Origin of the sequence: Streptomyces sp. Root1304 (assembly GCF_001426405.1) — a bacterium.
Taxonomy (GTDB): domain Bacteria; phylum Actinomycetota; class Actinomycetes; order Streptomycetales; family Streptomycetaceae; genus Streptomyces.
The window spans coordinates 1,147,451-1,172,598 of record NZ_LMEP01000012.1 but is presented as its reverse complement, the minus strand read 5'-3'; the positions used below and the strand labels follow the sequence as shown (position 1 = coordinate 1,172,598).

General features: G+C 72.1%; 19 protein-coding genes and 1 pseudogene. 6 read left to right on the top strand and 14 right to left on the bottom strand.

Annotation, left to right across the window (positions count from 1 at the left end; all coding sequences use genetic code 11):
* Positions 1–79 precede the first annotated feature (79 nt).
* From whiA to ASD33_RS18070, 6 genes are all read right to left on the bottom strand, one after another.
* Complete coding sequence (gene whiA, locus ASD33_RS18095; protein WP_030205188.1) at positions 80–1,069, bottom strand: DNA-binding protein WhiA; 990 nt, start codon at positions 1,067–1,069, stop codon at positions 80–82.
* Complete coding sequence (gene yvcK, locus ASD33_RS18090) at positions 1,060–2,085, bottom strand: uridine diphosphate-N-acetylglucosamine-binding protein YvcK (protein WP_056561006.1); 1,026 nt, start codon at positions 2,083–2,085, stop codon at positions 1,060–1,062. The genes whiA and yvcK overlap by 10 nt, the downstream gene beginning before the upstream one ends.
* Entirely contained in the window at positions 2,082–3,089 is a 1,008-nt protein-coding gene (gene rapZ, locus ASD33_RS18085) for an RNase adapter RapZ (RefSeq protein ID WP_079044831.1), read from the bottom strand. The genes yvcK and rapZ overlap by 4 nt, the downstream gene beginning before the upstream one ends.
* Positions 3,086–5,089: an excinuclease ABC subunit UvrC gene (gene uvrC / locus ASD33_RS18080; RefSeq protein ID WP_056561003.1), complete on the bottom strand. Its 2,004-nt coding sequence runs from the start codon at positions 5,087–5,089 to the stop codon at positions 3,086–3,088. Before uvrC ends, rapZ begins: the two co-directional genes overlap by 4 nt.
* A gap of 223 nt (positions 5,090–5,312) precedes the next feature.
* Positions 5,313–6,104, bottom strand: a complete 792-nt coding sequence (locus ASD33_RS18075; RefSeq protein WP_199863535.1) for a hypothetical protein — start codon at positions 6,102–6,104, stop codon at positions 5,313–5,315.
* The gene (locus tag ASD33_RS18070) at positions 6,101–6,691 is read right to left on the bottom strand and encodes a papain-like cysteine protease family protein (protein ID WP_056560999.1); all 591 of its coding nucleotides are present in this window, start codon (positions 6,689–6,691) and stop codon (positions 6,101–6,103) included. The genes ASD33_RS18075 and ASD33_RS18070 overlap by 4 nt, the downstream gene beginning before the upstream one ends.
* 256 nt (positions 6,692–6,947) lie before the next feature.
* Here ASD33_RS18070 and ASD33_RS18065 point away from each other — a divergent pair, with 256 nt between their 5' ends.
* Positions 6,948–7,877 (top strand): hypothetical protein, encoded by a 930-nt coding sequence (locus ASD33_RS18065; RefSeq protein ID WP_056560996.1) that lies wholly within the window; start codon positions 6,948–6,950, stop codon positions 7,875–7,877.
* A gap of 48 nt (positions 7,878–7,925) precedes the next feature.
* Here ASD33_RS18065 and ASD33_RS18060 read toward each other — a convergent pair whose 3' ends face one another.
* On the bottom strand, positions 7,926–8,363 hold the full coding sequence (locus tag ASD33_RS18060) for a Rieske (2Fe-2S) protein (protein WP_056560993.1): 438 nt from the start codon (positions 8,361–8,363) through the stop codon (positions 7,926–7,928).
* 216 nt (positions 8,364–8,579) lie between these two features.
* Positions 8,580–11,624 carry an excinuclease ABC subunit UvrA gene (gene uvrA / locus ASD33_RS18055; RefSeq protein ID WP_056560990.1) on the bottom strand — a complete coding sequence of 1,015 codons (3,045 nt, stop codon included), beginning with the start codon at positions 11,622–11,624 and terminating at the stop codon, positions 8,580–8,582.
* 168 nt (positions 11,625–11,792) lie between these two features.
* Here uvrA and ASD33_RS18050 point away from each other — a divergent pair, with 168 nt between their 5' ends.
* The 3 genes and pseudogenes from ASD33_RS18050 to ASD33_RS18040 form a co-directional block, all read left to right on the top strand.
* Positions 11,793–12,482 carry a maleylpyruvate isomerase family mycothiol-dependent enzyme gene (locus tag ASD33_RS18050; protein WP_056560987.1) on the top strand — a complete coding sequence of 230 codons (690 nt, stop codon included), beginning with the start codon at positions 11,793–11,795 and terminating at the stop codon, positions 12,480–12,482.
* Positions 12,483–12,511: 29 nt separating this feature from the next.
* Positions 12,512–13,168 carry an MBL fold metallo-hydrolase gene (locus ASD33_RS18045; protein WP_056560984.1) on the top strand — a complete coding sequence of 219 codons (657 nt, stop codon included), beginning with the start codon at positions 12,512–12,514 and terminating at the stop codon, positions 13,166–13,168.
* Positions 13,169–13,288: 120 nt separating this feature from the next.
* Positions 13,289–14,566: pseudogene (locus tag ASD33_RS18040) on the top strand (MFS transporter); the annotation flags it as partial.
* Positions 14,567–14,580: 14 nt separating this feature from the next.
* Here the strand turns inward: ASD33_RS18040 and ASD33_RS18035 are convergent.
* The 5 genes from ASD33_RS18035 to ASD33_RS18015 form a co-directional block, all read right to left on the bottom strand.
* A complete protein-coding gene (locus ASD33_RS18035; RefSeq protein ID WP_056560981.1) occupies positions 14,581–15,576 on the bottom strand; it encodes a TerC/Alx family metal homeostasis membrane protein in 996 nt (331 codons plus the stop codon).
* Positions 15,577–15,819: 243 nt separating this feature from the next.
* A complete protein-coding gene (locus ASD33_RS18030) occupies positions 15,820–17,919 on the bottom strand; it encodes a TerD family protein (RefSeq protein ID WP_056560978.1) in 2,100 nt (699 codons plus the stop codon).
* A gap of 121 nt (positions 17,920–18,040) precedes the next feature.
* Positions 18,041–18,619: a TerD family protein gene (locus ASD33_RS18025; protein ID WP_056560975.1), complete on the bottom strand. Its 579-nt coding sequence runs from the start codon at positions 18,617–18,619 to the stop codon at positions 18,041–18,043.
* Positions 18,620–18,782: 163 nt separating this feature from the next.
* Positions 18,783–20,921 carry an excinuclease ABC subunit UvrB gene (gene uvrB / locus ASD33_RS18020; protein ID WP_056560972.1) on the bottom strand — a complete coding sequence of 713 codons (2,139 nt, stop codon included), beginning with the start codon at positions 20,919–20,921 and terminating at the stop codon, positions 18,783–18,785.
* Between the two features lie 40 nt (positions 20,922–20,961).
* Positions 20,962–21,861 carry an MHYT domain-containing protein gene (locus ASD33_RS18015; RefSeq protein ID WP_056560969.1) on the bottom strand — a complete coding sequence of 300 codons (900 nt, stop codon included), beginning with the start codon at positions 21,859–21,861 and terminating at the stop codon, positions 20,962–20,964.
* 220 nt (positions 21,862–22,081) lie between these two features.
* On the opposite strand from ASD33_RS18015, the gene ASD33_RS18010 reads away from it, so the two are divergent.
* Together ASD33_RS18010 and ASD33_RS18005 are read left to right on the top strand one after the other, a co-directional pair.
* Complete coding sequence (locus ASD33_RS18010; protein WP_056560966.1) at positions 22,082–22,648, top strand: methylated-DNA--[protein]-cysteine S-methyltransferase; 567 nt, start codon at positions 22,082–22,084, stop codon at positions 22,646–22,648.
* A gap of 190 nt (positions 22,649–22,838) precedes the next feature.
* A complete protein-coding gene (locus ASD33_RS18005; protein WP_056561576.1) occupies positions 22,839–24,107 on the top strand; it encodes an MFS transporter in 1,269 nt (422 codons plus the stop codon).
* A gap of 42 nt (positions 24,108–24,149) precedes the next feature.
* Here the strand turns inward: ASD33_RS18005 and ASD33_RS18000 are convergent, their stop codons facing one another.
* Entirely contained in the window at positions 24,150–25,145 is a 996-nt protein-coding gene (locus ASD33_RS18000) for a hypothetical protein (RefSeq protein ID WP_056560963.1), read from the bottom strand.
* Between the last annotated feature and the right edge of the window lie 3 nt (positions 25,146–25,148).

Sequence of the window (25,148 nt, the reverse complement as noted above, 5' to 3'; positions counted from 1 at the left end):
CGCGTCGCGGAGGCCGGAAAACGGAACTGCCGGTACCTCAGAAAGGCACCGGCGGTTCGGAGTTGACCAGGGAAGCGGATCAGCCGACGAGGCTGTCGTCGAGCTCCTCGGTCAGGTTGGACTCGGTCCCGGGAATGCCCAGGTCCTGCGCCCGCTTGTCGGCCATCGCGAGCAGCCGGCGGATCCGCCCGGCCACCGCGTCCTTCGTCAGCGGCGGGTCGGCGAGCGCGCCCAGCTCCTCCAGGGAGGCCTGCTTGTGCTCCATGCGGAGCCGGCCGGCCGCGGCGAGGTGCTCGGGCACCTCCTCGCCGAGGATCTCCAGCGCGCGCTGCACCCGGGCCCCGGCGGCCACCGCGGCGCGGGCCGAGCGGCGCAGGTTGGCGTCGTCGAAGTTGGCCAGGCGGTTGGCGGTGGCGCGGACCTCGCGCCGCATCCGCCGCTCCTCCCAGGCGAGCACCGACTCGTGCGCGCCGAGCCGGGTGAGGAGGGCGCCGATCGCGTCGCCGTCGCGGACGACGACCCGGTCCACCCCCCGGACCTCGCGGGCCTTCGCCGCGATGGAGAGCCGGCGCGCCGCGCCGACCAGGGCGAGCGCGGCCTCCGGGCCGGGGCAGGTCACCTCCAGGGAGGAGGAGCGGCCCGGCTCGGTCAGCGAGCCGTGTGCGAGGAACGCGCCCCGCCAGGCCGCCTCCGCGTCACAGGTGGCCCCGGAGACCACCTGCGGGGGGAGACCCCGGATGGGGCGCCCCCGTCCGTCGACCAGTCCCGTCTGCCGGGCGAGCTGGTCTCCCCCGGCCACCACCCGCACCACGAAGCGCGAGCCGCGCCGCAGACCGCCGGGGGCCATCACGATCAGCTCCGAGCTGTGCCCGAAGATCTCCAGGATGTCCCGCTTGAGGCGGCGGGCCGCCATCGCGGTGTCGAGTTCCGCCTCGATCACGATGCGGCCGCTCACCAGGTGCAGACCGCCCGCGAACCGCAGGATCGACGAGACCTCTGCCTTCCTGCAGCAGGTCCGGGTGACGGGAAGCCGGGAGATCTCGTCCTTCACCGCTGCCGTCATCGCCATGGGCCGATCCTTCCATGCATCCGAAAAATACGGTCGTACGCGGCGGCCAACAGCTCCGGGTCATGCTTCGCGGAGCCGTCGGGCCCGGCCACCGGCGCCAGCTCGACCGCGGCGCCGAGCCGCTTGGCGGCATCGGCGAGGGACTCGCGGTCGGGCACGGCGGCCTCGTCGGCCAGCACCACGTCCAGGGCGAGTTTAGGGGCGTGTCGTCCCAAAACCTCCAAATGACGCTGCGGGGAGAAGCCCTCGGTTTCTCCGGGCTGCGGCGCGAGGTTCAGCGAGAGCACCTTCCGGGCCTTCGTCTCGGCCAGGGCGTCCAGCAGTTCGGGGACGAGCAGGTGCGGGATCACCGAGGAGAACCAGGAGCCGGGACCGAGGACCACCCAGTCCGCGTCGAGGACCGCCTCGACCGCCTCGGGCACGGCCGGCGGGTCGTGCGGCACGAGGTGCACGGACTGCACCTCACCGGGGGTGAGGGCCACGGTCGCCTGACCGCACACGGTGTCCACGTCGTCCGGGCGCTCCGGGTCGTGGCCCTTGACCAGGGCCTGGAGCTCCAGGGGTACGGCGGACATGGGCAGCACCCGGCCCTGGGCGCCGAGCAGCCGGCCGACCAGGTCCAGGGCCTGCACGGGGTCGCCGAGCTGTTCCCAGAGGGCGACGATCAGCAGGTTGCCGACGGCGTGGCCGTTGATCTCGCCCTTGGACTGGAAGCGGTGCTGGATGACCCGGGCCCAGGTCTGACCCCAGTCGTCGTCCCCGCAGAGCGCGGCGAGCGCCTTGCGCAGGTCACCGGGGGGCAGGACGCCCAGCTCCTCCCGGAGCCGGCCGCTGGAGCCCCCGTCGTCGGCGACGGTGACGACGGCCGTGAGGTCGCCGGTGATCCGGCGGAGGGCGGCGAGGGAGGCCGACAGGCCCATGCCGCCGCCCAGTGCGACCACCTTGGGCTGGGCGCCGCGTCTGCGGAGCGCACGCCGCACCGTGAGGGTGGAGCCACGCCGACGGGTCGGCTTCATTCGCGCCCCATGTCCCGGTGCACGACGACGGTCTCGACCCCTTCGGCGGCGATGCGGGCGGCGAGCCGCTCGGCGGTGGCCACGGAGCGGTGCTTGCCGCCGGTGCAGCCCACCGCGATGGTCACGTACCGCTTGCCCTCGCGGCGGTAGCCCGCGGCGATCAGCTGGAGCAGCTCGGTGTAGCGGTCGAGGAACTCCTTGGCGCCGGGCTGGTTGTAGACGTAGTTCGACACCTCCTCGTTGAGGCCGGTGAAGGGGCGCAGTTCGGGGACCCAGTGCGGGTTGGGCAGGAAGCGCATGTCGACGACGAGGTCGGCGTCGACCGGCAGGCCGTACTTGAAGCCGAAGGACATGACGGTGGCCCGCAGCTCGGGCTCCTCGTCGCCGGCGAACTGGGCGTCCATCTTGGCGCGCAGCTCGTGGACGTTGAGGCTGGAGGTGTCGATGACCAGGTCGGCGTCGCCGCGCAGCTCGCGCAGCAGGTCGCGCTCGGCCGCGATGCCGTCGGTGATCCGGCCGTCGCCCTGGAGCGGGTGCGGCCTGCGGACCGACTCGAAGCGCCGGACGAGGGCGTCGTCGGAGGACTCCAGGAAGACGATCCGGCGGGTGACCTGCTTGGCGTCCAGGTCGGCGAGGGACTCGCGGAGGTTGTCGAAGAACTGCCGGCCGCGGACGTCGACGACGACCGCGATCCGGGCGACATTGCCCTGGGAGCGGGCGCCGAGCTCCACCATGGTGGGGATCAGCGCGGGCGGCAGGTTGTCGACGACGAACCAGCCGAGGTCCTCCAGGCACTTCGCCGCGGTGGACCGGCCCGCTCCGGACATGCCGGAGATGATCACCAGCTCGGGAATGGCCGCCTCGGCGCCGTTGTCGCCGGGGGTCTCCTTCGTGCCCGTACTCACGTGTCCTGCTCCGTCTTCTCGGTCGTGCTCGTGGTGCTCGCCTTGCGGGTGGTGCTCGTCCTGCGGGTGGTGCGGGTCCTGCTGTTCGTGCGCGGTCATGCCGTGCCGCCCCCGTCGTCTTCCATGATCTCTCCTGTCGCCGTGTTCACGGCGGGTGCCGCCGGGGCCGTCTGGGCGAGGGCCACGACGACCGCCTCCGCGGTCTTCCGGCCCATGCCGGGGACCTCGCAGATCTGCTCGATTGTCGCCTGCCGGAGCCGCTTCACCGAGCCGAAATGCTTGATCAACGACTGTTTCCGGGTCTCGCCGAGGCCGGGGACGGCGTCGAGAGGGCTGGTCCGGATACGTTTCGTCCGCTTGGACCGCTGGTAGCGGATGGCGAAGTCGTGAGCCGTGTCACGTACCCGCTGAAGGAGGTACAGGCCCTCGCTGGAGCGGGGCAGCACCACCGGATCGTCCTCGCCGGGCAGCCACACCTCCTCCAGGCGCTTGGCGAGCCCGCAGACCGCGATGTCGTCGATCCCCAGCTCGTCGAGCGCGCGGCGGGCCGCCGCGACCTGCGGCTGCCCGCCGTCGACCACGACGAGCTGCGGCGGGTAGGCGAACCGCTTCGGCCGCCCGGCCTCGTCCGGGTCCTCGACGACGCCCTCGGGGTCCCACTCCCCGGTCTTCTCCTTCTCCATGAGGTAGCGCCGGAAGCGGCGGCTGATCACCTCGTGCATGGACCGGACGTCGTCCTGGCCCTCGCCGTGCCAGACCTGGGTGTCCCCGACCCTGCCCTTGATCTGGAAGCGGCGGTACTCGCTCTTGCGGGGCAGCCCGTCCTCGAAGACCACCATCGAGGCCACCACGTCCTCGCCCTGGAGGTGCGAGATGTCGAAGCACTCGATCCGCAGCGGCGCCGAGTCCAGGTCCAGGGCATCGGCGATCTCCTCCAGGGCCCGGGAGCGGGTGGTGAGGTCGCTGGCGCGCTTCGTCTTGTGCAGGACGAGCGCCTGCTGGGCGTTGCGCGCGACGGTCTCCATCAGGTCCTTCTTGTCGCCGCGCTGCGGGATCCGCAGCGAGACCTGGGACCCGCGTCGGCCGGCCAGCCAGGCGCTCACCGCCTCGGCGTCCTCCGGCAGCGCCGGGACCAGGACCTCCTTGGGGACCGTGTCGCCGGTCTCCTCGCCGTACAGCTGCTGGAGCGCGTGCTCGACGAGCCCGGCGGTGTCGACGGCCTCGACCTTGTCGGTGACCCAGCCGCGCTGGCCGCGGACGCGCCCGCCGCGCACGTGGAAGATCTGCACGGCGGCCTCCAGCTCGTCCTCGGCGAGGGCGATCAGGTCGGCGTCGGTGGCGTCGGCCAGCACGACCGCGTTCTTCTCCATCGCGCGGCGCAGGGCCTCTATGTCGTCGCGGAGCCGGGCCGCCTTCTCGTACTCCATGTCCTCGGCGGCGAGCATCATCTGCTTCTCCAGCCGGCGGATGTACGTGCCGGTACGGCCGGCCATGAAGTCGCTGAACTCCTCGGCCAGTTCGCGGTGCTCCTCCGGGGTGACCCGGCCGACGCAGGGCGCCGAGCACTTGCCGATGTAGCCGAGGAGGCAGGGGCGGCCGGCCGACGCGGCGTTCCTGAACACGCCCGCGGAGCAGGTCCGCACCGGGAAGACCCGCAGCATCAGGTCGACGGTCTCGCGGATCGCCCACGCGTGCGCGTACGGCCCGAAGTAGCGCACGCCCTTCTTCTTGTGGCCGCGCATGACCTGGACGCGGGGGAACTCCTCGTTCATGGTCACCGCGAGGTACGGGTAGCTCTTGTCGTCGCGGTACTTGACGTTGAACCGGGGGTCGTACTCCTTGATCCAGGAGTACTCCAGCTGGAGCGCCTCGACCTCGGTCGACACGACGGTCCACTCCACCGAGGCGGCGGTGGTCACCATGGTGGCCGTGCGCGGGTGCAGGCTCGTGAGCGGCTGGAAGTAGTTCGCCAGCCGCTGGCGCAGGGACTTCGCCTTCCCCACGTAGATCACCCGGCGGTGCTCGTCGCGGAACTTGTAGACCCCCGGGGAGTCGGGGATCTGCCCCGGCTTGGGGCGGTAGCTGGAGGGGTCTGCCATGCTCCCCACCCTACTGGCGGGCACCGACACTCCGGCCTCGCGCGCTCGTTGGCGGGGCATGGCGCATCGGGTGGGGGCGGGCACGCGGGACGGCCCGCTCGGCCCCTTGTCACTGTGGCCCGCGCCACCGGTGCGGTGCATCGGTGGCGCGGGTTCGGGCGCGGGGCCCGGGCCCGTCCGTCGTGCCCCCATCAGGGGCGGGCGGACCTCCGAGGCGGCCGGTTCAGTTCACCCGGCGTCTCCGTATCGCCGTCGTCGCACCGAGAGCCAGTACCAGGACCGCCCCGGCCCCGGCCACCGTCGCCGTGTTCGTGCCGGTCGGCCGCTCACCGCCCGCCGTCACCACGTCCGGCCGAGCCGCCGCGTCCGTCTCCCCCGGCGCGTACCCTCCCGCCGCTCCCTTCCTCGCGTAGGCCGAGCCCGGGAGCTTGTCTCCGTACGCGCGGGACACCCGGTCCCGGTACGCGGCGAGGCTCGTCCCGTTCCGACCGACCGCCCGCACCGCGTCCTCGTCCAGCGGCAGCACCTTCGCCCCCTTCTGGACGTACCACGCGTCGATCTGCGGCTCGCGGAACACGAGCCCGCCACCGCCCAGCTCCGCGTAGCGGACCTCGTCGTCGCCGGTGGCGATGTTCACCACCTGCCAGCCGCCGCCCGGCTGCTCCACCGTCCACAGCGAGGCCTTCTGGCCGTCCGAGGACACCGCCCGGCTGGCCCGGAACTCGACGCGGGCGACCGGCGCCCCCGCCTTCCCTGCGACGAAGTCCGGGGAGAGGATCCGCACCGGCACCGAAGCGCCCTCGACGCGCGGCGCCGCCGCCGAGCGGGCGACGGCCCCGTCACGGGCGAAGAACCGGGACAGGGTGTCCAGGGTCCCCGGCGCGGCGGCGGCCTGCTCCGGGGTGGGCGCCGACGGCGGCGCCCCGGCCGCGTCGGCGGGCAGCGCCCCGAGGAGGACGAGCGCGGCGGTGGCGAGGAGCCCGGCTCCCATGGCACGTGCGTTCATGGCCGTCACGCCCCGATCCGGTAGAGCGAGTGGGTCCAGGAGAAGGTGTTGTTGTTGACGTACCAGGCGTGCGAGGCCCAGTTGTAGCGGTTGCTGGAGGGCCAGGGGTCGCCCCAGTAGACCCAGCTGTTCGCGTCGTCGTAGCCGTAGATCACATGCATGTGGCCGCCGCCACCGGCCCACTGGATGCGGGTCTCGACGGGCCGGTCGGCGTTGATCTCGGTCTGCAGCGTCGCGTACCGCAGCCAGCCGTTCACGTACGAGCCCGGGTTGACGCCCGCCCAGCTCAGCCCCGTCTGGACGTTGCCGAGGGTGGCCTGGTCGTTGGGGCACTCGTAGCCCTGCTGCCGGTTGAAGGCGGCGTTGCAGAACTGGTTCTGGCTGTAGTTCCGGCCGAACCAGGTGGCGATCGTGTTGCCGCCGGCGGCCCAGCACCAGTTGGTCTTCTGCTGGGCCTGCATGGTGATGTTCAGCCGCTTGGAGCCGAGCACGGCGGCCGCGTCCTCGCCGGCGGGTGCGGCGGACGCGGAGGTGGTGGGGACGAGGAAGAGGGCGGCCGCGGCGAGTGCCGCGAGGTACAGCCTTCTGGTGCGCATCGCGTTCCTCCCTGGGACGGGGGGTGTGGGGATGGGTGGATCGAGGGGGGGATGGGGGGTGGAGGAGCGCGTCCGGACGCTGGTCAGGAGCATCTGCCGTTGTCCGTATCCGGTCAACACGCTTCAATGCGGGGTGACATCGGACTGTGAACGGTGTGGCCCGGGTGTGAACGGACGCCCTCGGCCCACCTCCCCGCCCACCCCTCGCGGCGCGACGGTCCGCGCCCCCGTCGTGAACGTTCACTGAGGAGTCCTCGTGAGCCACACCGAGGCCGATCTCGTGCAGCTGCTGCACACCGGCCCCTTCCATCTGGCGCTGCGCGCCGCGCTCGCCGTGCGCGGGCTGCCGCTCCAGCGCGTCCAGCACCATCTGGCGCACCGGGGCATCAAGGTCGGGGTGACGAGTCTGAGCTACTGGCAGCAGGGCGCGCGCCGCCCGCAGCGCCCGGAGTCCCTGAAGGCGGTCCGCGCCCTGGAGGAGGTGCTGCAGCTGCCCGGGAACTCATTGCTGCGGCTGCTCACGGAGGACGCCGCCGCGCGGTCCGAGGTGGAGCGCCCGGCGGCCCGCTCGTACCGCTCACTCGTGGAGGCCTCCGGCTCGGTCGAGGAGCTGCTCGCGGACCTGGAGTCACCGGCGGACGGCGGGCTGCACACGGTGGGGCACCACGAGCGGGTACGGATCGGGGCGGGCCGGGAGCTGGTGGAGCGCGAGTCGCAGCACGTGGTGCGGGCGCACCGGGACGGGGTGGACCGCTATCTGGCCATCCACCACGGGGACCCCGGCTGCGATCCGTCGCGGGTGAGCGTGCGGGCGCTGGAGAACTGTCGGACCGGGCGGGTGCGGTGGCACGCGGGGACCGGGGTGGTGGTCGCGGAGCTGCTCTTCGACGCGCGGCTGCGGCCCGGGGACACGTATCTCTTCTCGTACGGGTTCGAGGACGGTACGGCGGGCCCGAGCGGGGAGTACGTGCGCGGGTTCAGCTTCGCGGGCGGGCAGTACGTGCTGCAGGTGCGCTTCGACGAGGCGGCGCTGCCGGTACGGTGCCGGCGGTTCGCGCAGGCCTCGGCGGGGGCACCGCGCGGCGGCCGTGCGGAGCTGACGCTGAGCGGCCGGCACCGCACGGTGCACCTCGTGGAACAGGGCGTACGCCCGGGAATCCTGGGGGTCGACTGGGACTGGACGTGAGCCGGGCGGGGCCCGGAGGCACCCGGCTCGGACGGGCCCGGGGCCGGCTCAGGCCTTGGGTGCGGCCTCGGGGCCGGCGACCAGCTTGCCGTTCTCGACGCGGACCGGGACCTCGGGGAGCGGAACGGTCGCCGGGCCGCGCAGCGCCTTGCCCGTCGTCACGTCGAAGCGGCTGCCGTGGCAGGGGCAGTTGCCCTCGTTCTCCTCGACCTTGTCCAGGACGCAGCCGGCGTGGGTGCACTGGGCGCTGAAGGCCTTGTACTGGCCCTTGGCCGGGCAGCTCACCACGAGGCGCTGCTCACGGTAGAGCTTGGAGCCGCCGACGGGGATCTCGTCCGGGGCGCCGAGGGCGACCGGTGCGGTCGGGGTCGGCACCTCGGCGTGGCCGAGCTTGGACTCGGTGGAGCAGGCGGCGACTCCCAGCCCGGCGGCACCCGCGAGGGCGGCGCCCTTCAGGACGGTACGGCGGCTGGACTGGCCGGACATGTGCGCTCCACGGTGGATCGGGGCAAGGCGTGACCGAACCGACGATACCGGCGCGGCTTCCGGCACCGACCCCCGGGCCCGGGGTGGAGGACGGGACGGAGGCCCGGCCCCGTGCGGCAGGAGACCCGGAGCACCGGCCCGCCGCGAGAGCTGCGGGCGGGCGCCGGCCGACCGCGCGGCGGGACCCCCACACTCTCAGGGGCCCCGCCGCCGGCCTCAGGCCTTGCGGGCCCGGGTCGTCGCCTTCTTCGCGGCGGCCTTGGTGGCCGTCTTCGTGGCCGTCTTCTTGGCCGGAGCGGCCGCCTTGGCGGCGGCGGCCTTGGTGGCGCTCGCCTTCTTGGCGGGCGCCGTCTTCTTCGCCGCCGCCTTCTTCGCCCCGCGCGCCGCCGGTACCGTCCCGCCCGCGTCGCTGACCCGGTCCGCGTCCAGGATCTCGCGGAGGAACTTGCCGGTGTGGCTGGTCGGGACCGAGGCGACCTCCTCGGGCGTGCCCTCGGCGACGACGAGACCGCCGCCGTTGCCGCCCTCGGGGCCCATGTCGATGAGCCAGTCGGCGGTCTTGATGACATCGAGGTTGTGCTCGATGACGATCACCGAGTTGCCCTTGTCGACCAGACCGGAGAGGACCTTGATCAGCTTCGAGATGTCGTCGAAGTGCAGACCGGTGGTCGGCTCGTCCAGGACGTAGACCGTGCGGCCGGTCGAGCGCTTCTGGAGCTCGGAGGCCAGCTTGACGCGCTGCGCCTCACCGCCGGAGAGCGTCGGCGCGGACTGCCCGAGCCGTACGTACCCCAGTCCGACCTCGTTGAGGGTCCGCAGATGGCGCGCGATGGTCGGGACGGCCTCGAAGAAGTCGAGGGCCTCCTCGATCGGCATGTTCAGGACTTCGGCGATGGACTTGCCCTTGTAGTGGACCTCCAGGGTCTCCCGGTTGTACCGGTCGCCATGGCAGACCTCGCACGGGACGTAGACGTCCGGGAGGAAGTTCATCTCGATCTTGATCGTGCCGTCGCCGGAGCAGTTCTCGCAGCGGCCGCCCTTGACGTTGAAGGAGAAGCGGCCGGGCAGGTAGCCCCGGACCTTGGCCTCCATCGTCTCGGCGAAGAGCTTGCGGACGTGGTCGAAGACGCCGGTGTACGTCGCCGGGTTCGACCGGGGGGTGCGGCCGATCGGGGACTGGTCGACGTGCACGACCTTGTCGACGAGGTCGTCGCCGTCCACGCGCGTGTGCCGGCCGGGCACCGACTTGGCGCCGTTCAGCTCGCGCGCCAGGTGGGTGTAGAGGATGTCGTTGACCAGGGTCGACTTGCCGGAGCCGGAGACGCCGGTGACGGCGGTGAGGACGCCCAGCGGGAAGGAGACGTCGATGTCCCGCAGGTTGTTCTCGCGTGCCCCGTGGACGGTGAGCCGGCGCCCGGGGTCGACCGGGCGGCGGATCTCCGGGGTGGGGATCGCGCGGCGGCCGGACAGGTACTGCCCGGTGATCGACTCCTCGTTGGCGAGGAGCTCCTTCATGGTGCCGGAGTGGACGACCTTGCCGCCGTGCTCACCGGCGCCGGGGCCGATGTCGACGACCCAGTCGGCGACCTTGATGGTGTCCTCGTCGTGCTCGACGACGATGAGCGTGTTGCCCATGTCCCGGAGCCGTACGAGGGTCTCGATGAGCCGGTGGTTGTCGCGCTGGTGGAGGCCGATGGACGGCTCGTCGAGCACGTACAGCACGCCGACCAGGCCGGATCCGATCTGGGTGGCGAGCCGGATGCGCTGGGCCTCGCCGCCGGAGAGGGTGCCGGCCGCGCGGTTGAGCGAGAGGTAGTCGAGGCCGACGTCGACGAGGAAGCGCAGCCGCTCGTTGACCTCCTTGAGGACCCGCTCGGCGATCTGCTTGTCCCGGGCGTTGAGCGTGAGGCGGGAGAGGAACTCGGCGCAGTCGCTGATGGACATCGCGGAGACCTCGGCGATGGACCGGTCCATGACCGTGACCGCGAGCACGATCGGCTTGAGGCGGGTGCCCTCGCAGGTGGGGCAGGGCACCTCGCGCATGTAGCCCTCGAAGCGCTCGCGGCTGGAGTCGCTCTCGGCCTCGGTGTGGCGCCGCTTGACGAAGGAGACGGCCCCTTCGAAGGCCGGGGTGGTGTACGCCCGCTCCCGCCCGTACCGGTTGCGGTAGCGGACCTCGACCTGGGTCTTGTGGCCGTGCATCAGGGCCTTCTTCGCGCGCTGCGGAAGTCCCGCGTACGGGATGTCCGTGCGGAAGCCGAGGGCCTGGGAGAGACCGCCGATGAGCCGGCCGAAGTACTCCTTGGTGTGGCCGTGCGACCAGGGGTGGATGGCGCCCTCGTCGAGCGACTTGTCCTCGTCGGGGACGATCAGCTCCGGGTCGACCTCCATGCGGGTGCCGATGCCGGTGCAGTCGGGGCAGGCGCCGAAGGGCGAGTTGAAGGAGAAGGAGCGGGGCTCCAGCTCCTCGAAGGACAGGTCGTCGTACGGGCAGTAGAGGTGCTCCGAGTACATCCGCTCGCGCTCGGGGTCGTCCTCGGGGAGGTCGACGAAGTCGAGCACGACCATGCCGCCGGAGAGTCCGAGCGCGGTCTCGACGGAGTCGGTGAGCCGGCGCTTGGCGCCGTCCTTCACGGTGAGGCGGTCGACGACTACCTCGATCGTGTGCTTCTCCTGCTTCTTCAGCGTCGGCGGTTCGCTCAGCTGTACGGTCACGCCGTCGACGCGGGCGCGGCTGTAGCCCTTGGTCTGGAGGTCCGCGAAGAGGTCGACGAACTCTCCCTTGCGCTCGCGCACGAGCGGGGACAGCACCTGGAAGCGGCTGCCCTCGGGGAGCTCCAGGACCTTGTCGACGATGGCCTGCGGGGACTGGCGGGAGATCGGCCGTCGGCACTCCGGGCAGTGCGGCTTGCCGATGCGGGCGAAGAGGAGCCGGAGGTAGTCGTAGACCTCCGTGATGGTGCCGACCGTGGAGCGCGGGTTGCGCGAGGTCGACTTCTGGTCGATGGAGACGGCGGGCGACAGACCTTCGATGAAGTCGACGTCCGGCTTGTCCATCTGGCCGAGGAACTGCCGGGCGTAGGAGGAGAGCGACTCGACGTAGCGGCGCTGCCCCTCGGCGAAGATCGTGTCGAACGCGAGGGAGGACTTGCCCGATCCCGAGAGCCCGGTGAAGACGATCAGGGAGTCACGCGGGAGGTCGAGCGAGACGTTCTTGAGGTTGTGCTCACGAGCGCCACGGACGATGAGACGGTCGGCCACGCCGGTCCGCACCTTTCTTCAGAGAGCGGATGTGCCTGAACACCCAACACTTCAAGGATGCCGGATGCTTCCATCGAGCCTATAGCACGCACATTCGATTTCCGGCGTCCCGGAGACCTCTTCACCCGAACGAGTGGCGACTCCCCCGCTGGCACTAGGGTCGGCGCCATGATCGACCACGAACGCGACCTCGCCCACGTCCACGAGGCGACCGCACGACTGCTGAACGCCGTCGCTTCCCTTGACAACGCGGCGGTGGCCGAGCCGTCACGGCTGCCCGGCTGGAGCCGTGGCCATGTGCTCGCCCACGTCGCCCGCAACGCCGACGCCCTCGTGAACGTCCTCACGGGCATCCCCATGTACCCCGACGCCGCGACCCGCGACTCCGACATCGAGCGCGACTCCGCCCGCCCGCTCGACGTCCAGCTCGCCGACGTGCGCGCGACCGCCGACCGCTTCGCGGCCGTGGGCACCGAGCCCGCCGACTGGAGCCGGACGGTCGAGCTGCGCAACGGCGTCACCGACAGCGCCTCCCGCATTCCCTTCCGCCGCTGGGTGGAGGTCGACCTGCACCACGTCGACCTGGGCGTCGGCTACGAGCTGGAGGACCTGCCGGAGGAGTTCGTCCTGCGGGAGATCGACTTCCTCGCGGAGCGGTTCGCCGGCCACAAGGACGTGCCCTCGACGGGCGTCCGCAGCGACGAGGGCAGCATCTGGACGACCGGCGGTGGCGCCGAGGGAGCCTCCGTCGGCGTCTCCGGCCCCGCCCCCGACCTCCTCGGCTGGCTCGCCGGCCGCCGCGACGGCTCCGCCCTGAAGGTCGAGGGCGGCCCGCTGCCGAAGCTCCCGGCGCTGTAGCCCCGCTGTCAGGCCCTAGTGTGGAGCCCATGACGTACAGCGGAGTGGTGAAGGTCGGCGGACCTGCGGACGTGCACGAGCTGACGGACCTGATGATCTCGAAGGTCGCGGTCGGCCCGATGGACAACAACGCGTATCTGCTGCGCTGCCGGACCACCGGCGAGCAGCTGCTGATCGACGCCGCCAACGACGCGGACACGCTCCTCACGCTGATCGGTGACGACGGCATCAAGGCCGTCGTCACCACCCACCGGCACGGCGACCACTGGCAGGCGCTCGCCGAGGTCGTGGCCGCGACCGGCGCCGTGACCTACGCGGGCGCGTACGACGTGGAGGGCATCCCGGTGGCGACCGACGTGTCCGTCGAGGACGGCGACACGATCCGGGTGGGGCGCGTCGAGCTGACCGCGCGCCGTCTCGTCGGGCACACCCCCGGCTCGATCGCCCTCGTCTACGACGACCCGCACGGCCACCCGCACGTCTTCACCGGCGACTGCCTCTTCCCCGGCGGCGTGGGCAACACGTGGAAGGACCCGGAGGCCTTCGCGAGCCTGATCCACGACGTGGAGACCAAGCTCTTCGCGGTCCTCCCGGACGAGTCCTGGATCTACCCCGGCCACGGCAAGGACACCACGCTCGGTGACGAGCGCCCGTCCCTCGCGGGGTGGCGCGAGCGCGGCTGGTGACGCCCGGCGCGCAGCCCCGGAGCTGCGCGCCTCCGCACGCCCCCGTAACCGGGACGGCGGCGGGGTAGTTGGCGCGACATGCGCCAAAGTCACCCTCCGTCGCCGACCGGGACCCCTTCGATGGTCCGGCTCGCCGCCGCCTCGCTCGTCGGCACCGCTGTCGAGTTCTTCGACTTCTTCGTCTACGGGACCGCCGCTGCCCTCGTCCTCGGGCCGCTCTTCTTCCCGACCTTCTCCCCGCTCGCCGGGACCCTGGCGGCCTTCGGCACCTTCGCCGCGGGCTTCCTGGCCCGCCCGCTGGGCTCGGTCCTCTTCGGTCACATCGGCGACCGGTACGGCCGGCGGCCGGTCCTCTTCGCCTCGCTGCTGCTGACCGGCTGTGCCACGGTCGCGGTCGGCTGCGTCCCCACGTACGCGACGCTCGGCATCGCCGCCCCCGTGCTGCTGCTGGTGCTCCGCTTCGTCCAGGGACTGGGCCTCGGCGGCGAGTGGGGCGGAGCCGTACTGCTGACCGCCGAGCACGCCCCCGCGCACCGGCGGGCGCTGTGGTCGAGCTTCCCGCAGATCGGGCCGGCGATCGGCTTCCTCCTGGCGAACGGGGTGATGCTGGCGCTCACCGCCGGGCTGAGCGACGCGGACTTCCGCTCCTGGGGCTGGCGGGTGCCGTTCTGGGCGGCGGGCCTGCTGGCGGCCGTGGGGCTGCTGCTGCGCTCCTCGCTGGCGGAGACCCCGCAGTTCGAGGAGCTGTCCGCGTCCGGCGAGCGGGCGGGCGCCCCGCTGGCCGAGGTCGCCCGCGACCACTGGCGGCTCGTCCTCCTGACGGCGGGGGCGCTGGCCGTCGGGTACGCCACCTTCTACACGGTCTCCACCTGGGCGCTGGCCTACGGAACCGAGCGGCTCGGGGTGAGCAGCACGGTGATGCTGACCTGTGTGATGGCGGCGGTGGCGGTCAAGGGAGCGGTCACCCCCTTCGTGGCGCTCCTGGCGGACCGCTGGGGCCGCCGGCCGCTGTGCCTCGCGGGATGCGCGGCCTCGGCGCTGTGGATGTTCCCGATGGTGGCGCTGCTGCACACGGCGCGGCCGCTGCTGATGTTCCTCGGGTTCCTGGGCTCGCTGCTCGCGTTCATCACCATGTTCGCGGTGGTGGCCGCGTATCTGCCGGAGCTGTACGAGCCCCGCGTCCGCTGTACGGGCGCGGCCGTCGGCTACAACCTCGCCGGTGTCCTGGGCGGCGCCCTGACCCCGATCGTCGCCACGGCCCTGTCCGACGGCGGTTCCGGTCCGCCCTGGGGGGTCGCGGCCTATCTGACCCTGGTCGCGCTCGTCAGCCTGGGCTGTTTCGCGCTGCTGCCGGAGACCCTCCCCGGGCGCGTGGGCGTGGAGACGAAGGAGCCGTCGCCGTGTGTGCCGCGTCAGGCGCCGATGCTGTCCTTCTCGGCGCCGTCGGCGTCGGCCACGCTCTCGGCGGCAGCTCGCTCCGACTGCCTCTTGGACGCGATCAGGCTGGTGATCGTGGTGACGACCAGGACACCGCCGATGACCGCGAGGGAGAACGGGATGGAGATCTCGGGGACGTGCACCCCGGACTCGTGCAGGGCGTGCAGCACGAGCTTGACGCCGATGAAGCCGAGGATCACCGACAGGCCGTAGCTGAGGTGGACCAGTTTCTTGAGCAGGCCGCCGATCAGGAAGTACAGCTGGCGCAGACCCATGAGGGCGAAGGCGTTGGCCGTGAAGACGATGTACGGGTCCTGGGTGAGGCCGAAGATCGCCGGGATGGAGTCGAGGGCGAAGAGGATGTCCGTGGTGCCGATGGCGAGCATGACGACCATCAGCGGGGTCAGGACCCGCTTGCCGTTGTTCTGGATGAACAGCTTGGTGCCGTGGTACCGGTCGGCGACGCCGAACTTCTTCTCGACGGTCTTGAGGAGACGGTTCTCCTCCCAGTCCTCCTCGTCGTCGTCGGAGCGCGCCTCCTGGATGAGCTTCCAGGCGGTGTAGATCAGGAACGCGCCGAAGATGTAGAAGACCCAGGAGAAGCTCGCGATGATCGCGGCGCCGGCGGCGATGAAGATCGCGCGGAGCACCAGGGCGATCAGCACGCCCACGAGCAGCACGCGCTGCTGGAGGTGGGAGGGCACCGAGAACTTCGCCATGATCAGGACGAAGACGAAGAGGTTGTCGACACTGAGCGACTTCTCGGTGATGTATCCGGCGAAGAACTCGCCGGAGGCCTGGCTGTTGCCGAAGATCAGCAGGCCGAGCCCGAAGAGCCCGGCGAGGACGATCCAGACGATCGTCCAGATTCCGGCTTCCTTCACCGACACGTCATGGGGCTTGCGCCCGATGAAGAAGTCGGCACCGATCAGGGCACCCAGACCGAGAATGGTCAGGACCCACAGGGTCATTGAAACGTCCACTGCGCCTCCGGCGTCGTACGGCTACTGATCAGCGTCGTCGCTGCCGGAGGTCTCTTCCACCCGGCGACGGACGATCACCGCCGGGCCGACGCCCCGGGATCGGATCACCGAGGATCCGTCCGTATTGACGGGTACGCCGCACATGGGGAGTACTCCCCTCCGCAGGAAGAAGAGTACCCGAAAGACCAAGAGGAGGTAAAGGAAAGGGTAAAGAGCCACCAAAAGCGCTGGTCAGAGCCTCTTGTCCGAGCGTGAGGCAGCCACCTGCGCGAGGACCTGCCGCAGGATCCCGCTGCCCGGCGGGAGCAGCGGCGGCTCGTACGACCAGGCATGGCCGACCCAGGGATCGGCGAGGTGGTCGTCGGCCACGGGCGTCAGACGCAGCAGCGAGCGCCACAGCGGGTCGAGCAGCGGCCCGTACGCCGCCGCGTCCTCCCGGTTCGCGACCATCAGGAGGTGGACGCCGACCGAGGGGCCCTCGTCGGCCAGGTACCGCAGCCGGGTCACGGCCCGGTCGTCGAAGCCGTGCGGGAAGTCATGCACGAGCAGCAACTGCCTGGACGCGTCCAGGCCCGGCGGCAGGGCGTCGGCAGCGCCGTTCCGCAGCGCCATCTGCAGCAGGTCGACCCGCTCGGTGAGCTGCTCCAGGACGGCGGTGACCCCGGCCGCGCCCCGGGCCGGCGGGGCGGCGAGCACCCCGGTCTCCACGAGCGGTGCGAGCGCTGCGGCGCCCGCGCCCGCCGCGTCGACGGCATGGAGGGTGAACTGGCCGGCCGGGTGCGCCGCGAGCAGCCGCGCCGCGTGCGCGACGGCGCTGTCCAGGGCGAGCCGCCGCAGCTCGGTCTCGTCGAGGAGGGAGGCGGCCTCCGAATGGCCCCGGCCGCTGTCCACCCACAGACCGCGCTCCAGCGGCAGCCTGATCAGCATGGGGATGCGCAGCTCCCTGCGCTCGGGGAGGTGGAGGTCGCCCAGGCGGACGGCCATCGGCTCCTCGGCCGGGACGCGGTAGGCGTGCCAGACGGGGTTGTCCCAGCGGGCGTAGGCCGGCGGCAGGGCCGGTTCGACGACCTCGGACTCCGCCGCGAGCTGCGCGAGGTCCCGGTCCAGGACCGCCTGGGCCCGCTCGACGAGTTCGTCGTGCCGGGCGCGGGCGGTCGCCCGCGCGGCGTCGTTCGCGCCGCCGACCCGGGAACGGTAGTCGGAGAGCGACTGGTCGAGCTCGCGGTCGAGCCGGGACTCGGCGAAGTCGCAGGCGCTGCGGTAGGCGGCGGCGGTCCGGGCCAGGTCCTCGAACATGCCCCACACCTGGTTGTACAGGCGCTCGTCCATGGACCAGCCCGAGGCGTCCCCGGCGACCGGGACGGGCGGCGCCTGGCGCGGCTCGGCGGCGGGAGCGGAGGCGGGAGCCGGCTCGGAGGGCGGGGGCGTCCGGCGGCGACGGGGGTGGGAGTAGTCGATGGGGCCGCCGGAGGGCGTACCCATGGCAGGGGTGGGACCGGAGACGGGCGCGCCCGCGTCGGTACCCGTCGGCGGGGTGGGCGGCGGCGGGGTGAGCGGGGTGGACGGCGGCGGTACGACCGGCCCCGTCGACATCGGCGGCTCCGGGACGGCGGTCGGCGTCTCCGGGAAGCCCGTCGGCGTGGTGGACGCCGACGGGCTCGCGGTCGGCGTCCGAGGAGTCGGGTCCGGGGGCGTCTGCGCGGCCGCCGGGTCCGGGGTGGTCACCGGCTCCGTGTGGCGTACGCGCTCCGCCTCGGGAGCGCGCCGTGTCGGCGTGGCGGCCGGGACGGCCCCGGGCATCGCCGTCTCCAGGATGGCCGCGGCCAGCTCTGCGGGACACTCCAGGCCCTGGTCGCCGAGGAGCGCGGCGAGCCCGCCCTCGTACCCCTGGCCCATGGCCCGGACCTTCCAGGTGCCCTGGCGCCGGTAGAGCTCCAGGGCGACGACGGCGGACTCGCGGTCGAGGCCGGTGATGGTGTAGCTGGCGACGTCCGTGCCGTCGGGGCCGGCGACGGCGACGAAGGGGGCGGCGACCGTGCCGAACCGGGTGGCGGCGACGGGCAGCGCGAGCAGGACCGAGACGCGGTGGACGGCCTCGGGGACCGCTGTCAGGTCGACGGTGAGGCGGTGGTCGGCGGCGGTCCGACCGGGGACGTCGACGCCGGGGAGCGAGGGCGAGCCGGGGTGGGCGATCCACTCGATGCCGGGGACCCTGCCCTGCTCGTCGCCGAGGGTGGCGCCGGCGAGGACGGGATGCCCGGCCGACACCCGGATCTCCAGTCGGGTGTCGGGCAGGGGGTGGTTCTGTCCCCGGACCAGCTCGGCCGTCATCGGCTCTGTCCCCTCAGCGTTGCTCGGCTCGGTTGAAGCACATCGTCTGTTTCATGCGGGACAGCTCCCGGGGGCGTCCGCCGCCTCCGGGAGCTGTGGGTGTCCGCCGCGCGGGCCTGTTCTACAGGTGCGGCAGGATCGAGGGCATCAGGTCCTGGAAGGTGCGGCCGTTGGCCGGGTTGCCCAGGGCGGTCATCTGCCAGCCGGAGCCGACCCGGTGCACCTTCGCCATGATCTGCGCGGTGTAGTTGCCGCCGCCGTCCAGGGTGTAGCGCGCGAGCTCCTGGCCGTTCGTCTCGTCGACGATGCGGCAGAACGCGTTCTGCACCTCCTGGAACGTCTGGCCGGTGAAGGAGTTCACCGTGAAGACGATCTGGTCGATGTGGACCGGGACCCGCTCCAGGTCGACGAGGATCGCCTCGTCGTCGCCGCCCTGGCCGGCGCCGCCCACGAGGTTGTCACCGGTGTGCTTGACCGAGCCGTCGTCGCTGACCAGGTGGCGGAAGAACACCACGTCGACCGGCTGCTTCTCGGCGAAGAGGACGGCCGAGGCGTCCAGGTCGATCTCCCGGGTGCGCGAGCCGAAGAGGCCGCGGCGCGGCGCGGCCTGCCAACCGAGGCCCATCCGCACCTGGGTGAGGTTGCCCCCGCCCTTCTTCTCCAGGCTGATGGCCTGACCCTTGGTCATGTTGACCGACACGCGTCTGCCCCTCTCGTTGGCGTTCCCCGCGACCGCTGTTCCCGTGCGTGCGGTTGTCCAGCACCCTACGCAGCGCCACTGACAGCGCGGAGGCGCGGTCCGGTTTTGTGTCGGTCTTGCAACACACCGGACCGCCCGCCCGCGGGCGCCCGTCCCCGCCCGGTCAGGCGAGTCCGGCCTCCTTCATCTGGCGCAGTTCCTTCTTCAGCTCCCCCACCTCGTCGCGGAGCCTGGCCGCCACCTCGAACTGCAGGTCGGCGGCGGCGGCGCGCATCCGGTCGGTCATCTCCTCGATGACCGCGGCCAGTTCGGCGGCGGGCCGGTCGCCGAGGTCCAGGGTCGTACCAGCCTTGCCGCCCTTGCCCTTGGCCTTGACGCCGTGCGCGGCGAGCGCGGGGACGGGTGCCTTGGCGCCCTTGCCCTCCTTGCCCTGGCGGTAGCCGGAGCCGAGGAGTTCCTCGGTGTCGACCTCCTCGCGCGCGATGGTCGCGACGATGTCGTTGATCTTCTTGCGGAGCGGCTGCGGGTCGATGCCGTGCTCCGTGTTGTACGCGATCTGCTTCTCGCGGCGGCGGTTGGTCTCCTCGATGGCCTGCTCCATCGCGGGGGTGACCCGGTCCGCGTACATGTGGACCTGGCCCGAGACGTTTCGGGCGGCGCGGCCGATCGTCTGGATCAGGGAGGTCCCGGAGCGCAGGAAGCCCTGCTTGTCGGCGTCGAGGATGGCGACGAGCGACACCTCGGGCAGGTCGAGGCCCTCGCGGAGGAGGTTGATGCCGACGAGGACGTCGTACTCGCCGGCGCGCAGCTCGCGCAGCAGCTCGATGCGGCGGAGGGTGTCGACGTCGCTGTGCAGATAGCGCACCTGGATGCCGAGCTCCAGGAAGTAGTCGGTGAGGTCCTCGGCCATCTTCTTGGTGAGGGTGGTGACGAGGACCCGCTCGTCACGCTCGGTGCGCAGCCGGATCTCGTGGACCAGGTCGTCGATCTGGCCCTCGGTGGGCTTGACGACGACCTCGGGGTCGACGAGGCCGGTGGGGCGGATGATCTGCTCGACGAAGCCGTCGCCTCGGGACAGTTCGTACGTCCCGGGGGTCGCGGAGAGGTAGACGGTCTGGCCGATCCGCTCCTGGAACTCCTCCCACTTCAGCGGGCGGTTGTCGAGCGCGGACGGGAGCCGGAAGCCGTGGTCGACGAGGGTCCGCTTGCGGGAGGCGTCGCCCTCGTACATGGCGCCGATCTGCGGGACGGTCACGTGCGACTCGTCGATGACGAGCAGGAAGTCCTCGGGGAAGTAGTCGATGAGGGTGTTCGGGGCGGAGCCGGGCTCGCGGCCGTCGAAGTGCATCGAGTAGTTCTCGATGCCGGAGCAGGAACCGATCTGCCGCATCATCTCGATGTCGTACGTGGTCCGCATGCGCAGGCGCTGGGACTCCAGGTGCTTGCCCTGCTTGTCGAGTTCGGCGAGGCGTACCTCCAGCTCGCGCTCGATGTCGTTGACCGCCCGCTCCATGCGCTCGGGGCCCGCGACGTAGTGGCTGGCGGGGAACACGTACAGCTCGCGGTCCTCGCTGATGATCTCGCCGGTGAGCGGGTGGAGGGTGGAGAGGGCCTCGATCTCGTCGCCGAACATCTCGATGCGGACGGCGAGCTCCTCGTACACCGGGAAGATCTCGATGGTGTCGCCGCGGACGCGGAAGGTGCCGCGGGTGAACGCCAGGTCGTTGCGGGTGTACTGGATGTCGACGAAGCGGCGCAGCAGCTGGTCGCGGTCGATCTCCTCGCCGACCTTGAGCGGGACCATCCGGTCCACGTACTCCTGCGGCGTGCCGAGGCCGTAGATGCAGGAGACGGAGGCCACCACGATGACGTCCCTGCGGGTGAGCAGGGAGTTCGTCGCGGAGTGGCGGAGCCGCTCCACCTCCTCGTTGATGGAGGAGTCCTTCTCGATGTAGGTGTCCGACTGCGGGACGTACGCCTCGGGCTGGTAGTAGTCGTAGTACGAGACGAAGTACTCCACCGCGTTGTTCGGGAGGAGCTCCCGGAACTCGTTCGCCAGCTGGGCGGCCAGCGTCTTGTTCGGCGCCATCACGAGGGTGGGGCGCTGGAGCTTCTCGATCATCCAGGCGGTGGTCGCCGACTTGCCGGTACCGGTGGCGCCGAGCAGCACGACGTCCTTCTCGCCCGCGCGGATGCGCCGCTCCAGGTCGGCGATGGCCGCCGGCTGGTCACCGCTGGGCTTGTACTCACTGACGACCTCGAAGGGCGCCACCGAACGTTCGATCTTGGAAACGGGCCGCATGGAACCACCGTACGACCCGCCACTGACAGTCGGGTGCCGATCACCAGTCCTGGGAGCGGTGGCCACCCCTGGGGACGGCCCTGCGGGCGCCGCGGGCACCGGGGCGGGCCGTCCAGTTCGCGGGCTCGCCGTACGAGGGCACATGGCGCGGGGCGGGCACGCCCGGCCGGTGGACGGTCCGGGCCCGCGACCCCTGCCAGTCCGGGTCGCCCATCACCAGGAGCGGGTCGAACATGACGACGACGGCGGCGAGGATGAGGAAGACCGCCGGGCCGATCAGCATCGGCAGGAGCAGCGAGCCGGCGTTGTCGCCGGTACGGGTCGAGGCCGTGGTGCCGTGCAGGTGGACGCTGACCGCGGCCATGGCGGTGTAGTGCATACCACTGACGGCGACTCCCATCACGAGGCTGGCACCGAGGCTGGCCAGAAATCCATGGATGGAGACGGCCGCCCAGAGGGCCGCGGTGGCGGCCACGACGGCGATCACCACGGACAGGGCGACGGTGAGGGTGTCGTACTCGATGCGGCCCTGGAGGCGCATCCCGGCCATGCCGAGGTAGTGCATGGTGGCGACGCCGAGGCCGGTGATGGTGCCGCCGGTGACCAGGGTGAGCGCGGTCGCGCCCCGGTAGCCGACGATGAAGATGCCGATGCCGACCATCAGGACGGCGACGCCCAGGCTGGCGAAGGTGATGGGGCGGTCGTAGTCGATGGGCGCCTGCTGGACGGAGAAGCCCATCATCGCGATGAAGTGCATGGTCCAGATGCCGGTGCCGATCGAGGTGGCGCCGAGGGCGAGCCAGCCCGCCTTGAAGCTGTCGCGGTGGCGGAGCGACCGGGTGGTGCACCTCAGTCCGAGGGCGCCGCCGAGGCAGGCCATGAGAAAGGCGGCCACCGGTGTGACGAGCCCGTAGCTGAATCCGTCGACCGTGCCCTGCATGAGCGTGTGTCCTCCACCCCTGGTGCAACGTCGTCCGAAAACAGTCGGTACCGCTGGGTAGTGCTACCGGGGCGAGATTATGGCGCGCGGGGGGTCGCGCGACCACGTGCCCGGGGATTTGGCGGTCGCGAGACCGGAGCGAGACCGGCCCGTGATCTTGGAGACGGTCCCGGGACCGTTTCCGACCGGGTTGTCGGTGGCGGGTCGTACCGTGGGCGGCATGGACATCGAAGCGGGGGCGACGGGCGGCGGACGGGCCGTGCCGGCGGAGTGGACGGTCATGGAGAGCGGCATCGGGCCGCTGTTCCTCGCCGCCACCGGGCGGGGGCTCGTGCGGGTCGAGTTCCACGCCGACGCGGCGCGGCGCGAGCGGATGCTCGCCCGTCTGGCGGGACAGCTCGGCGCGGAGCCGGTGGAGCGCGCCTCGGGACTGCTCGCGGGGGCGATACGACGGCTCGACCGGTACTTCGCGGGCGAGCCGGACGCCCTCGACCTGCCCCTGGACTGGAGCCTCTCGGCCGGGTTCAACCGGCAGGTGCTGCGCGAGCTGGCGGCGGGCGTCCCGTACGGCACGGTCGTCGGGTACGGCGAGCTGGCGAGACGCGTGGGGCAGCCGGGCGCGGCCCAGGCGGTGGGAGCGGCGATGGGCTCCAACCCGCTGCCGGTCGTGGTGCCGTGCCACCGGGTGGTGGAGAGCGACGGGGGCCTCGGCGGGTTCGGGGGCGGCCTGGAGACCAAGCGGCAGCTGCTGGCCCTGGAGGGGGTCCTGCCGGAACCGCTGTTCTGACGGGGGTCGGTCGCGTCGGGGACTGGTGGCGGTTCGTGTCGAGAAGGCGGCGGTCCGTGTCGGGGACGGGTGGCGGTCCACGTCGGGGAAGGCGGCCGTCCGCGTCCGGGAAGGGTGGCCGTTCCCATCAGATGGGACGGCTGGCACACTCACGTAAGTGACCCACACCCCCGATGCCCCTGACTCGACCCTGCCCGCCCCACCTCCGTCCGTCCTCGTCGGCGAGGCCGAGCTGCCGGCGCTGCGGCGGCGCGTCCAGGCCGTGCTGATCGCCACCCAGATCCTCGGGGGTCTCGGCATCGCCACCGGTGTCGCGCTCGCCGCCGTCCTCGCCAGGGACGTCAGCGGCTCCGAGGCGATGTCCGGGCTGGCGTCCACGGCGACCGTGGCCGGTCCCGCGCTGCTCGCCATGCCGCTGGCCTCCCTGATGGCCTCGCGGGGACGCCGGGCCGGGCTGGTCCTCGCGTACCTGATCGGGGCGCTCGGCGCCGGTGTCGCGGTGCTCGGGGCCGTCGCGGACAGCTTCCCCCTGCTGCTCCTCGGGCTCGTCTGCTTCGGCGCCGGTTCCTCCGCGAACCTCGCCGCCCGCTTCGCCGCCGCCGACCTGGCCGAACCGGACCGCAGGGCCAGGGCCATCTCCACGGTCGTGTGGGCGACCACGATCGGCGCCGTGCTCGGGCCGAACATCGCCGCGCCCGCCGGGCGGAGCGTCTCGGGCCTGGGCATACCCGCCACGGCGGGCCCGTTCGTCTGGGCCGCCGGTGTCTTCGTGGTCGCCGCGGTCGTCGTGGCCGTCCTGCTGCGCCCCGACCCGCTCCTCACCGCGCGGGCGCTGGCCGACGCCCGGACGCCGGGCGAGGCGGCGGAGGACCGCTCCCTGCGGGCCGGTATGCGGGCCGTACGGGAGTCCCCCCGGGCCCGTCTCGCCCTGGTCACCGTCGCCGGTTCGCACACCGCCATGGTGTCGATCATGTCGATGACCCCGGTGGCGCTCACCCACCACGGCGCGGACATCCAGCTGATCGGACTCGTGATCAGCGGACACATCGCGGGCATGTACGCCTTCTCCCCGCTGATGGGCTGGCTGTCCGACCGGCTGGGCCGGCTGTCCGTGATCGGGCTCGCGGTCGGGCTCATCGGCGCTGCGGCGCTGATCGCGGGCACGGCGGGACCCAGCCACGGCCGGACCGCCCTGGGCCTCTTCGTGCTCGGACTCGGCTGGTCGGCGGGGCTGGTGTCCGGCTCGGCGCTGCTCACTGACTCGGTGCCGCAGGCCTCGCGGGCGGCGGTGCAGGGCGTGTCCGACTTCGTGATGAACACCGCCGCCGGTGTGGGCGGCCTCGCCGCCGGTCTGATCGTGTCCAAGCTGGGCTACGGCCCGCTCAACGCCATCGCCGCCTGCCTGCTGCTGCCGATGGCGGTGCTGGCGCTCCGCGGCTCGCTGCGGAAGGCGGCCTGACGCGGAGGCGGACCTCGGCCCGGCTCCGCGGGGACCGCTCCGTCAGTTCGTCACCGTCGGGGAGGAGGCGCCGCGGGCCAGCCGGCGCGGGGCTCCCGTCCCGTCGGCCGGCACCGACCACACGTCTCCGCCGTACCCGTACGCGAGGGTGTCCCGGCCCGTCCACAGCGCCTGGTCGTCGATGCCGTGCGGCTCGGCGACCGCGTGTTCGCGCCCGGTGGCCAGGTCGTACACGTACAGCCGCCACGGCTCGGTCGGGCCGTCGGACACCCGCTTCTTGAAGGCGATCCGGGTGCCGTCCGGGGAGAGCGAGGGGCACTCGACGTTCTCGCGGAGGGTCCGGGCCGACCAGTTCCGCATGTCCCCCTCGACGAGGTGGGTGCGGCCGGCCGTCGCGACGGTGGCGTAGAAGCGGTTGTCGTCGGCGGCGAAGCTGACGCCCCAGTAGTTGACGTCGGGGGCGTGGTAGCGGCGCCCGCCGAGGGTGAGCGGGAGCTGTTCGATGTTCTTGATCAGGTAGCCGGTGCGCAGGTCGAGGATCGAGGTGCGGGTGGAGAACGCCGAGCGGGCGTAGGAGTCGCCGGTCGCGAACATCGTCCAGGACAGCATGTTCCCCGAGGCGGAGACCCGGGCCCGGCTGGGGATGCCCGGCAGTCCGATGCGGCGCACCTCGCGCAGCTGCCGGTCGAGCACCAGGACGTACGAACGGGCCGGCACGCCGGGCCTGCGCTGGAGGCAGAGCGCGGTGCGGCCGGCCGCGTGGAAGCGGTCGCAGGTGGGGCCGCCCACCACCCGGCCGCCGGGCGCGGACGGGTCCACGCGCGCGACGCGCCCGCTCGCGGTGTCCCGGGTGTAGAGCGCGCCGGTGCCGGCGTCGAGGGTGAAGCCGGGATCGGCGGTCCCGGTGGCCGCGGCCTCGCGTCCGGAGGCCGCCCGGAGGGTGTAGGCGGTGGCTCCGCCGCCGAGCAGCAGCAGTGCGAGGACGAGGATCCACACGCGCGTACGGGTGGACGGGCGGGCGCCGGTCAGTGCGGGCATGGG

Coding starts and splice junctions, on each gene's coding strand:
- ASD33_RS18010 (WP_056560966.1), top strand. CDS start 22,082: ATGGACATCGAAGCGGGGGCGACGGGCGGCGGACGGGCCGTGCCGGCG.
- uvrC (WP_056561003.1), bottom strand. CDS start 5,089: ATGGCAGACCCCTCCAGCTACCGCCCCAAGCCGGGGCAGATCCCCGAC.
- ASD33_RS18045 (WP_056560984.1), top strand. CDS start 12,512: ATGACGTACAGCGGAGTGGTGAAGGTCGGCGGACCTGCGGACGTGCAC.
- ASD33_RS18015 (WP_056560969.1), bottom strand. CDS start 21,861: ATGCAGGGCACGGTCGACGGATTCAGCTACGGGCTCGTCACACCGGTG.
- yvcK (WP_056561006.1), bottom strand. CDS start 2,085: ATGAAGCCGACCCGTCGGCGTGGCTCCACCCTCACGGTGCGGCGTGCG.
- ASD33_RS18000 (WP_056560963.1), bottom strand. CDS start 25,145: ATGCCCGCACTGACCGGCGCCCGCCCGTCCACCCGTACGCGCGTGTGG.
- whiA (WP_030205188.1), bottom strand. CDS start 1,069: ATGGCGATGACGGCAGCGGTGAAGGACGAGATCTCCCGGCTTCCCGTC.
- ASD33_RS18050 (WP_056560987.1), top strand. CDS start 11,793: ATGATCGACCACGAACGCGACCTCGCCCACGTCCACGAGGCGACCGCA.
- uvrB (WP_056560972.1), bottom strand. CDS start 20,921: ATGCGGCCCGTTTCCAAGATCGAACGTTCGGTGGCGCCCTTCGAGGTC.
- rapZ (WP_079044831.1), bottom strand. CDS start 3,089: ATGACCGCGCACGAACAGCAGGACCCGCACCACCCGCAGGACGAGCAC.
- ASD33_RS18070 (WP_056560999.1), bottom strand. CDS start 6,691: ATGCGCACCAGAAGGCTGTACCTCGCGGCACTCGCCGCGGCCGCCCTC.
- ASD33_RS18035 (WP_056560981.1), bottom strand. CDS start 15,576: ATGACCCTGTGGGTCCTGACCATTCTCGGTCTGGGTGCCCTGATCGGT.
- ASD33_RS18030 (WP_056560978.1), bottom strand. CDS start 17,919: ATGACGGCCGAGCTGGTCCGGGGACAGAACCACCCCCTGCCCGACACC.
- ASD33_RS18060 (WP_056560993.1), bottom strand. CDS start 8,363: ATGTCCGGCCAGTCCAGCCGCCGTACCGTCCTGAAGGGCGCCGCCCTC.